At 55.8% G+C, this 15,171-nt stretch carries 12 protein-coding genes; all 12 read right to left on the bottom strand.

What is annotated here, in order from left to right:
• Positions 1-3 precede the first annotated feature (3 nt).
• On the bottom strand, positions 4-3,486 hold the full coding sequence (gene dnaE / locus CSK29544_RS00430) for a DNA polymerase III subunit alpha (protein WP_029039293.1): 3,483 nt from the start codon (positions 3,484-3,486) through the stop codon (positions 4-6).
• Between the two features lie 29 nt (positions 3,487-3,515).
• Positions 3,516-4,112, bottom strand: coding sequence for a ribonuclease HII (gene rnhB / locus CSK29544_RS00435; protein WP_007896690.1), 597 nt, complete (start codon positions 4,110-4,112; stop codon positions 3,516-3,518).
• Positions 4,109-5,251 carry a lipid-A-disaccharide synthase gene (gene lpxB / locus CSK29544_RS00440; RefSeq protein ID WP_007896695.1) on the bottom strand — a complete coding sequence of 381 codons (1,143 nt, stop codon included), beginning with the start codon at positions 5,249-5,251 and terminating at the stop codon, positions 4,109-4,111. The genes rnhB and lpxB overlap by 4 nt, the downstream gene beginning before the upstream one ends.
• Entirely contained in the window at positions 5,251-6,039 is a 789-nt protein-coding gene (lpxA, locus tag CSK29544_RS00445; RefSeq protein WP_029039294.1) for an acyl-ACP--UDP-N-acetylglucosamine O-acyltransferase, read from the bottom strand. Before lpxA ends, lpxB begins: the two co-directional genes overlap by 1 nt.
• A 3-nt stretch (positions 6,040-6,042) precedes the next feature.
• Entirely contained in the window at positions 6,043-6,498 is a 456-nt protein-coding gene (fabZ, locus tag CSK29544_RS00450; protein ID WP_004386127.1) for a 3-hydroxyacyl-ACP dehydratase FabZ, read from the bottom strand.
• Between the two features lie 116 nt (positions 6,499-6,614).
• Entirely contained in the window at positions 6,615-7,640 is a 1,026-nt protein-coding gene (lpxD, locus tag CSK29544_RS00455) for a UDP-3-O-(3-hydroxymyristoyl)glucosamine N-acyltransferase (protein ID WP_007896697.1), read from the bottom strand.
• Positions 7,641-7,643: 3 nt separating this feature from the next.
• On the bottom strand, positions 7,644-8,138 hold the full coding sequence (gene skp / locus CSK29544_RS00460; RefSeq protein WP_004386129.1) for a molecular chaperone Skp: 495 nt from the start codon (positions 8,136-8,138) through the stop codon (positions 7,644-7,646).
• A gap of 122 nt (positions 8,139-8,260) precedes the next feature.
• Complete coding sequence (bamA, locus tag CSK29544_RS00465) at positions 8,261-10,675, bottom strand: outer membrane protein assembly factor BamA (RefSeq protein WP_004386130.1); 2,415 nt, start codon at positions 10,673-10,675, stop codon at positions 8,261-8,263.
• 30 nt (positions 10,676-10,705) lie between these two features.
• Complete coding sequence (gene rseP, locus CSK29544_RS00470; protein ID WP_007896698.1) at positions 10,706-12,058, bottom strand: sigma E protease regulator RseP; 1,353 nt, start codon at positions 12,056-12,058, stop codon at positions 10,706-10,708.
• Between the two features lie 11 nt (positions 12,059-12,069).
• The gene (gene cdsA, locus CSK29544_RS00475; protein WP_004386133.1) at positions 12,070-12,927 is read right to left on the bottom strand and encodes a phosphatidate cytidylyltransferase; all 858 of its coding nucleotides are present in this window, start codon (positions 12,925-12,927) and stop codon (positions 12,070-12,072) included.
• A gap of 12 nt (positions 12,928-12,939) precedes the next feature.
• Positions 12,940-13,698, bottom strand: coding sequence for a (2E,6E)-farnesyl-diphosphate-specific ditrans,polycis-undecaprenyl-diphosphate synthase (gene ispU / locus CSK29544_RS00480; protein ID WP_004386134.1), 759 nt, complete (start codon positions 13,696-13,698; stop codon positions 12,940-12,942).
• Positions 13,699-13,886: 188 nt separating this feature from the next.
• Complete coding sequence (ispC, locus tag CSK29544_RS00485) at positions 13,887-15,083, bottom strand: 1-deoxy-D-xylulose-5-phosphate reductoisomerase (RefSeq protein WP_007896699.1); 1,197 nt, start codon at positions 15,081-15,083, stop codon at positions 13,887-13,889.
• Between the last annotated feature and the right edge of the window lie 88 nt (positions 15,084-15,171).

Below are 15,171 nucleotides of genomic sequence, written 5' to 3' on the forward strand. Positions count from 1 at the left end.
GCATCAGTCAAACTCCAGTTCCACCTGCTCTGAACCAATCAGGCCACGCAGATCGTTGAGTAAACGATCGTTCGGAGAGACACGCCACGTCGCGCCAAAGCGCAGCCGGGCGCGTGCATCCGCCCTCTGATAGTAGAGATGCACTGGAATGGTTCCCGAACGGTGGGGTTCCAGAGACTGACGGAGTCGGTTTAAAAGCTGGTCATCAATTTGCCTGTCCGTCAGCGAGATAGCAAGCCCACGCGCATACTTTTCGCGGGCTTCGTCAATGTCCATGACTTCGCGGGCGGTCATTTTAAGGCCCCCGCTGAAGTCATCAAAGCTGACCTGTCCGCTGACGATAAGGATTCGGTCTTTTTCCAGCAGATGCTGGTATTTTTCCAGAGCGTCGGTGAACAACATCACTTCAAGACGCCCTGAACGGTCATCCAGCGTACAGATGCCGATACGATTGCCGCGCTTGGTGACCATAACCCGCGCGGCAATTATCAAACCCGCCGCCGTGGTCACTTTGCCACGTTCGGTAGGATGCATATCTTTTAAGCGCATGCCGCCGACATAGCGCTCAATCTCTTTCAGATACTGGTTGATGGGGTGACCGGTGAGATACAGCCCCAGCGTTTCACGCTCGCCATCCAGTACCACCTGCTCCGGCCACGGCTGACAGCTGGCGTAGGATTGCTCGATTTGCTCCGGCTCTTCCGCCAGCACGCCGAACATATCCGCCTGGCCGATGGCCTCGGCTTTCGCATGTTGATCCGCCGCTTTCAGCGCGTCGCCGAGCGAATTCATCAGCGCGGCGCGGTGCGGCCCGAGACGGTCGAACGCCCCGGACATGATCAGTTTTTCCAGTACGCGACGGTTGAGCTTTTTGGTGTCGGTACGGGCGCAGAGATCGAACAGCTCGCGGAAGTAGCCGTCTTTATTACGCGCCTCGATGATGGCCTCAATAGGGCCTTCGCCAACGCCTTTGATCGCGCCAATGCCGTAGACAATCTCCCCATCGTCGTTGACGTGGAAATGGTACAGCCCGGAGTTGATATCCGGCGGCAGGATCTTAAGCCCCATGCGCCAGCACTCATCCACCAGCCCCACCACTTTATCGGTGTTGTCCATATCTGCGGTCATGACCGCCGCCATAAACTCCGCCGGATAGTGGGCTTTAAGCCACAGCGTCTGGTATGACACCAAAGCATAGGCGGCAGAGTGCGATTTGTTAAATCCATACCCGGCGAATTTCTCCACCAGGTCAAAGATTTTCATCGCCAGCTCACCGTCGATGCCGTTGTTTTTCGCGCCGTCTTCAAAGATGGAGCGCTGCTTGGCCATCTCTTCGGGTTTCTTTTTACCCATCGCACGACGGAGCATATCCGCGCCGCCGAGGGTATACCCTGAGAGCACCTGGGCTATCTGCATCACCTGTTCCTGATACAGAATGATGCCGTAGGTCGGCTCCAGCACCGGTTTCAGGCTTTCGTGCTGCCACTGAATATCCGGGTAAGAGATAGCCTCGCGTCCGTGCTTACGGTCGATAAAGTTATCCACCATGCCCGACTGCAGCGGCCCCGGACGGAACAGCGCCACCAGGGCTATCATATCTTCGAAGCAGTCTGGCTGCAGACGCTTGATGAGATCTTTCATGCCGCGCGATTCAAGCTGGAAGACCGCGGTGGTTTCCGAGCGCTGAAGCATGTCGAAGCTTTTCTTGTCATCAAGCGGAATGGCCGCGATGTCGATAGGCTCCAGGCCCTGCTTCGCACGACGGGCGTTAATCATCTCCAGCGCCCAGTTGATAATGGTGAGCGTGCGCAGGCCTAAAAAGTCGAACTTCACCAGGCCTGCGTATTCCACGTCGTTTTTATCAAACTGCGTGACCGGATGATGACCCATCTCGTCACAATAGAGCGGCGCGAAATCGGTGATTTTGGTCGGCGCGATCACCACGCCACCGGCGTGTTTACCGGCGTTACGCGTTACGCCTTCGAGCTTGCGCGCCATGTCGATGAGGGCTTTGACCTCTTCATCGGCATCGTAAATTTCCTGCAGCTGCGGTTCGGCTTCAAACGCTTTGGCAAGCGTCATGCCCGGATCGGGTGGCACCAGTTTAGAGATGCGATCGACAAACCCATAAGGATGCCCCAACACGCGGCCTACGTCGCGGATCACCGCTTTCGCCGCCATGGTGCCGAAAGTAATAATCTGGGAAACCGCGTCGCGACCGTACATATCGGCTACGTGCTCAATCACCTGGTCGCGTTTTTCCATGCAGAAGTCGACGTCGAAGTCGGGCATGGAGACACGTTCCGGGTTAAGGAAACGTTCGAACAGCAGGTCGAACTCCAGCGGATCGAGATCGGTGATTTTCAGCGCATACGCCACCAGCGACCCCGCGCCCGAACCACGGCCCGGCCCTACCGGAATACCGTTATCCTTCGACCACTGGATAAACTCCATGACGATCAGGAAGTAACCAGGGAAGCCCATCTGGTTAATCACCTGGAGTTCAATATCCAGGCGCTCATCATATTCCGGGCGTTTCTGCGCGCGGACTTCCGGATCGGGGAACAGGAACTCAAGACGCTCTTCCAGACCCTCTTTCGATTTCATGACCAGGAAATCTTCGGTGGTCATATCGCCGGTCGGGAATTTCGGCAGGAAATATTCGCCAAGGCGAACCGTCACGTTACAGCGACGGGCGATCTCCACGCTGTTTTCCAGCGCCTCCGGGAGATCGGAGAACAGCTCGCACATCTCCTCTTCGGTACGAAGATATTGCTGCGGCGAATAGTGGCGCGGCCTTTTCGGATCGTCGAGCGTAAAGCCGTCATGGATGGCGACGCGGATTTCATGGGCGTCAAAATCGCCAGGCTCGATAAAGCGCACGTCGTTAGTAGCGACGACCGGTACGCCTTTTTCTTCCGCCAGCGCGACGGCGGCATGCAGATATCGCTCTTCATCCGGGCGACCGGTACGCACCAGTTCCAGATAGTAGCGGTCCGGGAAATGTTCCTGATAAAACGCCAGCGCCTGCTCGGCCATGACGTTATTGCCACGAAGTAAACACTTACCAACATCGCCCTGACGGCCGCCGGAGAGCAGGATCAGCCCTTCGCCCAGCTCCGCCAGCCACTGCTGATCGATCCACGGGCCGGCAGCGCCGTAACCACGCTGGTAGGCGCGTGAGATAAGCAGCGTCAGGTTCTGATAGCCGGTATTGTTCGCCGCCAGCACGGTGATATGCGAGAAATCGTCGCCCAGCAACTCGCACTGCATATTGAAGTCGGCGCCGATAATCGGCTTGATGCCGACGCCATGCGCGCCGCCGTAAAATTTGACCAGCCCGCACAGGTTGGTGAAGTCAGTAATGGCAAAGGCAGGCATGCCAAGCGCGGCCGCCTTTTTTACCAGCGGCCCCGTTTTTGCCAGTCCATCAATCATGGAATAGTCACTGTGCACTCTCAGGTGCACAAAACGTGGTTCAGCCATTTCTGTTTCCGGTTAACTCTGTTTCGTCGTTAAGAGGCAATGCCCAGCGCGCGTCTGACCGGCGCAAAGCTACGCCGATGATGCGCCGTCGCGCCGTGCTCGGCAAGCCGCTCAAGGTGAAAGGCGGTCGGATAGCCCTTGTGCTGAGCAAATCCATATTGAGGAAAGGTGAGATCCAGTTCAGCCATTTCCGCATCGCGCGTTACTTTAGCCAGTATCGACGCGGCGCTGATTTCCGCCACCCGGCTGTCGCCTTTGACGACGGCCATGCTCGGCATCGGCAGGGCCGGGCAGCGGTTACCGTCTACCAGCACATATTCCGGCGTAACGGCAAGCCCCGCCACGGCGCGCTGCATGGCGAGCATCGTGGCGTGAAGAATATTGAGCTCGTCAATCTCGTGCGGCTCCGCGCGCCCGAGACTCCAGGCGATCGCCTTCTCTTTGATCTCATCAAACAGCGCGAGGCGACGCTTTTCAGACAGCTTTTTAGAATCCGCCAGCCCCACGATGGGCTTGAGCGGATCGAGGATCACCGCTGCGGTGACTACGGCACCGACCAGCGGGCCGCGGCCCACTTCATCAACGCCCGCCACCAGATGCGTGTGGGGATAGATAAATTCCATCATTGCGCCAGTTCCAGCACCGCGTCCGCCGCCTGTTCATCGGCATTGCAGCGGATCTGCTGATGCAGTTTACGGAAAGTGTCGTGCATCTCATGGCTCTGCTTGCCATCAGCGAGCAGCGGCAACAGCGCGTCGGCGAGCTTCTGCGGCTCGCAGTCATCCTGGAGCAGCTCTTTCACCAGCTCGCGCCCCGCCAGCAGATTAGGCAGCGACACAAATTCAGTTTTCACCAGCCGTTTCGCCAGCCAGAAAGTGAACGACTTCATGCGATAACCGACGACCATCGGACATTTCGCCAGCATACATTCGAGCGCGGCGGTGCCAGAGGCAAGCAGCGCCGCGTCGCTTGCGATCATCGCTTCGCGCGCGTGGCCGTCAAGCAGATGCGCGGTCAGCTCTGGCGCGACTTCCGCTTTGATGCGCTCGAACTGCTCGCGCCGTTTCGCATTGACCAGCGGCACGACGATTTCGAGATCAGGATAATGCTCGCGTAAACGCTGCGCGGTTTTCAGGAAGTCGGCACTCAGCATCTCGACTTCCGCGCTGCGACTGCCCGGCAACAGGGCCAGACAACGGGCGTCATGGGCGATACCGAGCACATCACGCGCCGCGTTTTTGTCCGGGTCCAGCGGCATCCCGTCCGCCATGGTATGGCCGATAAAGCGACACGGCACGTTAAATTTGTCATAAAACGCTTTTTCGAAAGGCAGAAACGCGAGCACCAGATTGGTGGCTCTGCCTATTTTGAAAACGCGTTTCTGGCGCCAGGCCCAGACGGACGGGCTGACGTAGTGAATCGTGCGAATGCCCTGCTTTTTCAGGTTGCCTTCCAGCGTGATGTTGAAATCCGGCGCGTCGATACCGACAAACACATCCGGTTTCAGCGCGGTAAAGCGCTCGGTGAGATCGGCGCGGATATGCAGCAGGCGGCGCAGGCGACCCAGCACTTCCACAATCCCCATCACGGCCAGCTCTTCCATCTCATACCAGGCTTCGCAGCCTTCGGCCTGCATACGCGGGCCCGCGACGCCGACAAAACGCGCGTTCGGCACGCGTGCTTTGAGCGCACGGATGAGACCGGCACCAAGAATATCGCCGGAGGTTTCTCCGGCGACCAGGGCAATCGTCAGCGGGCGGGTCATTAACGAATCAGACCACGCGTGGAACGGGCGAAGAAATCGTAGAACGGCTGCACTTCAGGATGCTTTGCAGCAATCTCTGCGATTTCCGGCTTCACTTCGTCCAGCGTCTTACCGCTGCGATAAAGCAGCTTGTAAGCGTTACGGATAGCGTGCAGCGCTTCTTTGCTGAAGCCGCGACGCTTAAGCCCTTCAATGTTCACACCAAACGGGGTCGCGTGGTTGCCCTGCGCGATGACGTAAGGCGGCACGTCCTGCGCGACGCCGGAGCAGCCGCCGACCATCACGTGCGCCCCGATGATGCAGAACTGATGCACGGCCGTCATGCCGCCGATGATTGCGAAATCATCCACGGAAACATGCCCGGCAAGCGTAGCGTTATTGGCAAGAATGCAGCGATTGCCTACTGTGCAGTCATGCGCGACGTGCGCATTAATCATCAGCAGGTTATCGCTGCCCACCTTCGTCAGACCACCACCCTGTGCCGTGCCGCGATGAATGGTGACGCTTTCGCGGATGCGGTTGCGATCGCCAATTTCAACGCGGGTCGGTTCGCCAGCATATTTCAGATCCTGGTTTACCTCGCCGATAGAGGCGAACTGATAAATCTCGTTATCGCGACCGATCGTAGTATGACCATTCACGACAACGTGCGATTTCAGTACGGTACCTTCACCGATTTCGACATCAGGGCCGACAATACAAAACGGACCAATGTGGGCGTTAGCACCGATAATGGCACCCTCTTCCACAATGGCGGTGGGATGAATAAAGGCGGTCTTATCAATCACGTATCAGGCCTCCCGGCTCCGTGCACACATCATGGTGGCTTCACACACCACTTTACCGTCAACCAGCGCGACGCCTTTGAAGCGGGTCACTCCACGGCGCGTTTTTTCAAAGGTAACTTCCATCACCATCTGGTCGCCTGGCACGACAGGGCGCTTAAAGCGCGCTTCATCGATGCCTGCAAAATAGTAAAGTTCACCCGGTTCCAGTTTGCCAACGCTTTTGAATGCCAGAATGCCGGTGGCCTGTGCCATGGCTTCTAAAATCAACACGCCCGGAAAAATGGGTTTACCAGGAAAGTGACCCTGGAAAAAAGGCTCGTTTACAGAGACATTTTTTACTGCGCGTAGAAAACGACCTTCCTCAAAATCCAGCACGCGATCCACCAGCAGGAATGGATAACGGTGCGGCAGAAGCTCTAAAATCTCTTCAATGTGCAGAGTATGAGTTTCAGTAGTCAAAATACTCTTCCTGTCTAAAAATATACTGAATGGGCAATAATAACACGGCCTGCGGCGATTCTGGATCGCTTGCAGGCCGCGGTTCTGTTGGCGGGCAGGCTTTATATACCGGCGAGTTAGTCTTGCTGAGTGACTTTACGCTCAACTGCTTTTAAGCGTTTGTTCATTTCATCAATATTCATCACCAGCGCCGCCGTTTTGCGCCACACTTTGTTCGGTTGCAGCGGTATGCCTGAAGAGTAGACCCCAGGTTCAGTAATAGGACGCATGACCATCCCCATCCCTGTTACCGTTACTTTGTCGCAGATTTCCATATGGCCGTTAATCACGCTGGCGCCGCCAATCATGCAGTAGCGGCCGATTTTGAGGCTACCAGCCATGATGACGCCGCCTGCGACCGCCGTATTGTCGCCAATCACGACGTTATGTGCAATCTGGCACTGATTATCAATGATCACGCCATTGCCGATAATGGTGTCATCAAGCGCGCCACGGTCGATCGTGGTACAGGCACCAATCTCAACGCGGTCACCGATAATGACGCGCCCAAGCTGCGGAATTTTAACCCAATTGCCGCGATCGTTGGCGTAGCCAAAGCCGTCCGCGCCGATAACGGTGCTGGACTGAATCAGGCAGCTTTCGCCAATCTGAATATCGTGATAAATGCTGACGTTCGCCCACAGGCGAGTACCGGCACCGAGCTTGCTGTTCTTACCAATAAAACAGCCTGGGCCGATAACGACGTTGTCGCCAAGCTCTACGCCGGATTCAATCACAGCGTTAGCGCCAACGGAGACGTTATTGCCAAGCCGTGCGGAGGCGTCAATCACCGCGCTCGGCGCGATGCTGGACGCAGGCTGCGGCGTGGTATCGAGAATCTGAGCCATGCGCGCGTAAGTCAGGTAGGGATTTTTCACTACCAGCGCGGCACAGTTGGCAAAAGGAAGATCGGCCTCGGTCATGACGACCGCAGAGGCCTGGCAGTGCGCCAGTTGTTCACGGTAACGCGGGTTTACCATGAACGTGATTTGCCCTTCCTGCGCAGATTGCATGGAAGCGACGCCGGTGATGGCGATATCGCCATCACCGTGTAACTCCGCATCCAACTGCCGGGCTAAATCAGCCAGTCGAATTGAAGGCATTACTTATTTAACCTGTTTCAGCACATCGGCGGTGATGTCTTTTACATCGTTGCTGGTGTAAGCCACAGTATTGGCGTCTACCACCAGATCGATATCCTGGTCAGCAGCCACTTTTTTCACAGCGCTCTGAATACGAGTCACCAGCTTGCCGCGTTCTTCGTTAGAACGACGTGCACGATCCTGTTCGAACTGCTGCGCTTTGCTGGAGAACTCCTGGCGACCCGCCATGACGTCTTTCTCCAGTTTGCTGCGCTCGCTCGCCTTCATGGTAGAGCCGTCACGCTGCAGACGCTGCATTTTAGCCTGCAGGTCGGTTTCCATGCGCTGCAGTTCGCCGGCACGGCCTTTGAACTCATTTTCCAGCGTTTTAGAAACGCCAGTGCTCTGTGCAACCTGCTGGAACAGATTACCCATGTTAACTACAGCGATCTTGTCAGCAGCCTGAGCTGATGCTGCCATTGCCAGGCCAAGACCTGCAGCGAATAACCACTTTTTCACAATAAACTCCTTACCATCCCATATGTGCCCGAGAGCACTATTCTTTGCGTGGCCCGGATGCGTGCTATGCGCACGCACCGAAAGTCATCGCGACTGCTAAACGCATTCCCTTGTAATGAACATTACCAGGTCTTGCCAATATTGAACTGGAACTGTTCTGCTTTGTCTCCCTCGTATTTCTTGAACGGCTGGGCATAAGAGAACACCAGCGGCCCAAGTGGAGACATCCATTGTAACGCAATACCCGCGGACATACGGATGTTGCTTGGATCGCTATAATCCGGCACGCCTGCCGCACGCATTGCTGCGGTGTTTTTCCAGTTGGTATCCCAGACGGAACCCGCATCGGCAAACAGCGAGGTACGAACGGAGTTCGCGTACTTCTCGCTCAGGAACGGCGTCGGAGTAATAAACTCAAGGCTTGCGACGCCCATCGCGTTACCGCCGACGGCATCATCGGAAGAACAATAGCCACCCACCGCTTTGTCACAGTTATCCAGACCCGGACCGCTGTAATACACCGCTTTAGGACCGATGTTATTGGACTGGAAACCACGCACGGTGCTTGAACCACCCGCATAGAAGTTTTCATAGAACGGCATCTCTTTGCCGCCCAGACCATCGCCGTAACCCCAGCGCGTACGACCCAGAACCACCCACTTATGGTCGTCATCGATAGGCACATAGGTTGCTGTATCGAGCGTGACTTTATAGAACTCATTATCTGAGCCCGGAATCGTCACTTTACCGTTCAGGTTTACACGAGAACCCGACGTCGGGAAGAAGCCACGGTCAAGATGGTTGTACGTCCAGCCGTAGTTCAGCGTGAAGTCGTCCGCCGAGAAACCGTTGTCATCGGAGGTCGTTTTCGCACTCTGGCCTAAGGAATCCAGGTAACGCCACATCGCCACCTGCGGTTCCATATTCGACAGGTCATTGTGCACGTAACCTAAGCCGAGGCGCAGCGTGTTGTATTCGTTAACCGGGAAGCCCAGCGTACCATCCACACCATAGCTTTTGTTGGTGTAGGAGGAGAGATCGGCATCGTCCGCTTTAAAGTCGTTGTAGAAGATGCGCCCGCCGAGGCTCACGCCATCAACCGTAAAGTACGGGTTGGTGACGGAGAATTCAGAATACGTCTGGTAGTCGTTTTTGGTGCCGTTGATGCCAACGGAATAACCGGTACCGAGCCAGTTATCCTGCTGCACGCCAACCTGGAAGCTGACGCCGCTTTCGGTGCCGTAGCCCACGCCGAAGTTAAAGCTGCCGGTATTGCGTTCTTTAACTTTGTAGACCACATCAACCTGATCCGGGCTGCCGGAAACGCGCTGGGTATCCACATCCACGGTCTCGAAATAGCCGAGACGGTTCAGACGCTCTTTACCCTGATCGACCAGATCGCTGCCAAGCCACGCGCCTTCCATCTGACGCATTTCACGGCGCAGTACGGCATCTTTGGAGGTGTCGTTACCTTCAAAGCGAATTTTGCGTACATAGAAACGGTTGCCGGAATCGACATTCACATGCAGCTTAACGGTCTTATCGGCGTCGTTGATTTCCGGCTGCGTCTGTACGCGCGGATACGCATAACCGTAACGGCCAAGCAGTTTTTTGATGTCGTCTTCCATACGGGTCACTTTCGTGCCGTTGTAAAGTTCACCCGGCTGCATTTTGGTCAGCGACTCAATTTCAGCGGAGTGGCCGGCCAGGTTGCCGCTCACTTCAACGCCGGCAATCTTGTACTGATCGCCTTCGGTTACGTTGATGGTGACATAAATGCCTTTTTTATCCGGCGTCAGGCTGACCTGCGTGGAGTCGATATTGAAGCGCGCGTAACCGCGATCGAGGTAGTAGCTACGCAGCGTTTCGAGATCGCCCTGAAGTTTTTGCTTCTGGTATTTGCGATCGCCCACCACGTTCCACCACGGCACTTCGTCACGCAGCTGGAAGTTGGAAATCAACTCTTCGGTGCTGAACGCACGGTTGCCGACAATGTTGATCTGCTGGATTTTGGCGGAGACGCCTTCCTGGAAGACAAGCTTCAGGTCAACGCGGTTACGCGGCAGCGGCGTGACCACGGCTTTTACGCTGGCGCTGTATTTACCGACGCTGTAGTAAAAGTCTTCCAGACCTTTTTCGATATCGGAAAGCGTGGTGCGGTCAAGGGATTCACCCACGCGCACGCCGGAGGCCTCGAGGTTCTGCTTGAGCATGTCATCTTTCACCGACTTGTTGCCGGAGAAAGTAATGCTGGCTATTGTCGGGCGCTCTTTCACCTGAACGAGCAGCGTATCGCCGTCGCGCAGCACCCGAACATCCTCGAAGTTGCCGGAGGCAAACAACGCACGGATAGTATTACTGATATCCTCGTCATTTACCGTGTCGCCAACGCGAACCGGCATGCTGAGGAGGGCCGCACCAACGGCGACTCGCTGCAGGCCTTCGAAATGAATGTCCTTCACTACGAACCCGTCTGCACCGTATACGGTGGCGCTGCTAAACAGCAGCGACGCTATGAGCAACTTTTTCATCGCCATCGTTGTTATGCGTTCTTCCTAACCTGCTCTCTATAGCCGAGAGAAATCATTGAAAAGTGCAAGCCCCATTAACAGCACCAGCAACATTGAGCCAATGCGATAACTAAAGTCTTGAACTCGCTCGGAAACCGGCCCGCCTTTAAGCTTCTCAATCGCCAGAAACAGCAGATGTCCCCCGTCGAGTACGGGTAGCGGGAACAGATTGATAATCCCTAAGTTCACGCTGATCAGCGCCAGAAACATCAGGTAGTAAATCAACCCGAACTCCGCTGACATCCCTGCTCCCTGGGCTATCGAGATTGGCCCACTGAGGTTGTTCAGTTTAACGTCGCCGGTCAGTAATTTTCCCAGCATGTTGACCGTCAGCTTCATCAGCTGCCACGTTTTCTCCGTGGCTTCTGCTATCGCGTTAAACGGCCCATACTGGCGCACTGTTTTGTACTCATCGGGCAGCGGCGCAATTTTCGGCACTACGCCTGCAAACCCTTCCGCCTTTTCATTACCGGGTTTTGTATCCGGTATCAGCGTCAAAGACAAGGGGCTGCCCTGTCTTTCTATTTCGATTGCGAGCGGGCGCGCCGGATTATCGCGCACCATCGTCACAAAGGTCGACCACTCACTGAGCGGCTGACCATCGACTTTAACGATCCTGTCTCCGGCTTGCAAACCCGCTTTACTGGCGGCCGACTTCGGCTGAACCTGCGCAAGCACCGGTTCAATCTTCGGACCAAACGGCCTGATACCAAGCGACGCGACCGGATCTTCTTTATCCGGTTCGAACTGCCACTGACGCAGATCGAGCACTTTATCCGTGGTCGCCGTGTCGCCTGGCGAGGCAATGCTGAGTGTCACGTTCTTGTCGCCGATACGGCCAACCAGCTCAAGACGCACAGCATCCCAGTCTGGCGTTTCGATGCCATCTACGGCTTTTAGTTCCGTGCCAGGTTCGATTTGTGCCTTCGCCGCGATGGAATTGGGCGTTATTTCACCAATCACCGGTTTAAGGCCCGGCACACCCATCATGAAAACGAGCCAGTAGGCGAAAATAGCGAAGAGAAAATTGGCGATGGGTCCGGCGGCGATAATTGCCGCACGCTGCGACACGGTTTTATTGTTGAAGGCTTCGTGGCGTCGTTCCGGCGCAACCGGCTCCACGCGCTCGTCAAGCATTTTGACATAGCCGCCGAGCGGGATCAGGGCAATGACATATTCGGTGCCGTGGCGGTCAGTGCGCCGCCACAACGCCTTACCAAAGCCGACGGAGAAGCGCTCTACGCGCACGCCGACTTTACGGGCAACCCAGAAATGGCCGAACTCATGCACCGTGATAAGAACGCCCAGTGCGATAATAAAAGCCGCCAGATTCCAGAGTATGCTCAACATAATTTATTCCGTTAAATCGTCCTGAAGACCAACAGCAGCAGACAGGCGAAAACCGGCACCGCTGCCGTCAGGCTGTCGATGCGATCGAGAATGCCGCCGTGGCCTGGGATCAGATGTCCGCTGTCTTTAATGCCCGCCTCGCGCTTAAACATGCTCTCGGTCAGGTCACCCAGTACAGAGGCCAGCGCAGCGACAATAGAACAGGTCAACAGCGTAACCGGCGCAACGTTCAGATCCGCCCACGCGCCGTAAATCCAGGAGATGATCGCAGCGGTTACGAGGCCACCGATAAAGCCCTGCCAGGTTTTCCCCGGAGAGACTTTTGGTGCAAGTTTATGCTTGCCGAACATTTTACCGAACATATACGCGCCGGAATCCGCTCCCCAGACGAGGAACATGACATACAGCAGCCAGAGCGCGCCGCTGTAGTGATTCGCGTCGTAATGCCAGGCGCGCAGCGCCACCATGCCCCAGAAAAACGGGACAATCGTCAGCAAGCCAAACACCAGACGCAGCGCTTTTGAATGCCGCCAGAAGGCGGCGGAGTTCGGGTAGAACAACACCAGCAACAGCGCGACCACCCACCAGCCCAGCGATGCCCAGAGCGCGCCTTCGACCAGCGGAACGCTAATCGGCGCCTGGTAAATCGGCAGAAAAAAGAGCATCAGCGCCAGAAGCAGCCCGCAAAGCAGCGCCAGCCATACCCGCTGAGATCGGGAAGTAAAACCGCTCAGTTGTCCCCATTCCCAGGCGGCCAGCACGCAGACGACCAGCGTCGCCATCGCGAACCCCATCGGCGGCAACAAAAACAGCGCGGCGATAACAACCGGTATTAAAACAAACGCAGAAATCAGGCGATACTTCAGCAAAAGCTACCCCCATCAGGCATCGATGCCGCCAGGTGCCGTGCCGCCGAACCGTCTTTCCCGGTTGGCAAAGGCATTTAGCGCACCTTCAAAGTCTTGTTCATCAAAATCAGGCCAGAGAACATCGGTAAAATAGAGCTCTGCATAGGCAATTTGCCACAGCAGGAAATTACTGATTCGATGCTCTCCCCCTGTCCTAATCACTAAATCTACGGGAGCCAGCTCATGCATGCAGATCTGCTTACTGAGCATCTCTTCATCAATCTGGTCAGGACGTAATAATCCTTCCTGGACCTGCGCCGCTAGCTGCTGCACTCCCTGAATAATATCCCAACGTCCGCCATAATTCGCGGCGATATTCAGCGTCAGGCCAGTATTCTGGCTGGTTAACGCTTCGGCTTTGTGGATACGATCCTGCAAACGAGTATTGAAACGGCTAATATCGCCGATAACCCGCAGACGCACATTATGGCGATGCAGGCTTTTGACTTCGCTGTCGAGCGCCCAGACAAATAACTCCATCAGCGCGCTGACTTCCTGGGCAGGACGGTTCCAGTTTTCGCTGCTGAATGCGTAAAGCGTCAGTGCCTCAATACCATTGTTTGCAGCGAAAGAAACCGCGCGGCGAACCGACTTCGCCCCCGCTTTATGACCAAAGGCTCTGATTTTCCCTTGTCTTTTCGCCCAGCGGCCGTTGCCATCCATAATAATGGCAACATGGCGCGCGCCATGTGCGGGCAAGTTTTCGCTTAATGGAAGGTTTACAGACAACATAACGCGTATTTATTCCCTGATAAGGATTAAGCGGTACTCAGGAATACTGAAGCCTTTGCATAAAAAAGCCGTGACAACCACGGCTCGCCCGACAGGCCAGGCTCACCCACCCGTATTCAGGTGGCGCAGACTATATCACCGAAGCAGAGCGCTCACAAATAACCTCGCCTTCACCGTATGATTAATCATCAGCTTGCGAGACGCGTCACCCGTTTCTGCGCAACAACACGCGCTTCGGCGTCGACGGTGAGCACTTCATCCACACTTTGCGGTTCGCGAAGATCCATTTCATCCAGCACCGCCTGATTAAGCGCTGCGATATCCGTAAAACGAATCTCTCCGGCAAGAAAAGCGGCGACCGTAATTTCATTCGCCGCGTTAAGCGCTGTCGTCGCCGCCTGCCCTTTTTCGAAGGCATCAATGGCAAGCTTCAGACAGGGATAACGCTGATAATCCGGCTCACCGAAGCTCAACGTCGCTATCTTGCAAAAATCCAGGTGCTGTACGCCGGAAGGAACGCGCGCCGGCCAGGCCATCGTATGCGCGATGGGGGTGCGCATATCGGGTTCGCCCAGTTGTGCCAGCACGCTGCCGTCAGCATAACGTACCATGGAATGAATCACCGACTGTGGATGAATCAATACTTCCATCTGGTCTGCCCGGGCATTAAAAAGCCAGCGAGCTTCAATGTATTCGAGACCTTTATTCATCATGGTAGCCGAATCGACGGATATTTTACGCCCCATCGACCAGTTAGGATGACGGCACGCCTGGTCTGGCGTCATTGCGGCCAGTTCAGGCAAAGGCGTCTGTCGAAACGGTCCACCAGATCCGGTGAGGATAATCGAAGAAACTCCGCTTTCCTCAAGTTTAGCGTACCCCAGGTTGTGTTGAATTGTTGCCGGTAAACTCTGAAAAATCGCGTTGTGCTCGCTGTCCACCGGCAGCAGTTGCGCCCCGCTCTGCGCGACCGCGTCCATAAAAAGTCGCCCGCAGGTCACCAGCGATTCTTTATTCGCCAGTAACACTTGCTTACCGGCAGCGATAGCCGCAAGCGTCGGCAGAAGCCCGGCGGCACCGACAATGGCCGCCATCACCTGGGTCACGTCGTCGAGCGCAGCCATCTCGCAGGCGGCGTCGCGCCCTGCTAATACTTCAGTGCGGCTGCCGTGCTGGCGCAGCGTTTCACGCAATTCACGGGCGCTCGCCTCATCATCCATTACCGCGAAACGGGGGCTAAACTCCAGGCATTGCTCAACCATTCTGGCGACATTCTTTCCCGCCACCAGGGCGGTCACCGAAAATTCTTCCGGATTATGGCGAATAACATCAAGGGTGCTGCAACCGATAGAGCCGGTTGAGCCGAGAATGGTTAAATGCTTCATGAGGCGCTCAACGTGAAATAAGAATAAACGCATCGCGCAGGCGCGCGATCCAATGCAAAACGCCGCCAGCGAAAACCGCGATGCGGCT

Source organism: Cronobacter sakazakii (assembly GCF_000982825.1).
In the GTDB taxonomy this organism is placed as follows: domain Bacteria; phylum Pseudomonadota; class Gammaproteobacteria; order Enterobacterales; family Enterobacteriaceae; genus Cronobacter; species Cronobacter sakazakii.

Coding starts and splice junctions, on each gene's coding strand:
- dnaE (WP_029039293.1), bottom strand. CDS start 3,486: ATGGCTGAACCACGTTTTGTGCACCTGAGAGTGCACAGTGACTATTCC.
- rnhB (WP_007896690.1), bottom strand. CDS start 4,112: ATGATGGAATTTATCTATCCCCACACGCATCTGGTGGCGGGCGTTGAT.
- ispU (WP_004386134.1), bottom strand. CDS start 13,698: ATGTTGTCTGTAAACCTTCCATTAAGCGAAAACTTGCCCGCACATGGC.
- rseP (WP_007896698.1), bottom strand. CDS start 12,058: ATGTTGAGCATACTCTGGAATCTGGCGGCTTTTATTATCGCACTGGGC.
- lpxB (WP_007896695.1), bottom strand. CDS start 5,251: ATGACCCGCCCGCTGACGATTGCCCTGGTCGCCGGAGAAACCTCCGGC.
- lpxD (WP_007896697.1), bottom strand. CDS start 7,640: ATGCCTTCAATTCGACTGGCTGATTTAGCCCGGCAGTTGGATGCGGAG.
- ispC (WP_007896699.1), bottom strand. CDS start 15,083: ATGAAGCATTTAACCATTCTCGGCTCAACCGGCTCTATCGGTTGCAGC.
- bamA (WP_004386130.1), bottom strand. CDS start 10,675: ATGGCGATGAAAAAGTTGCTCATAGCGTCGCTGCTGTTTAGCAGCGCC.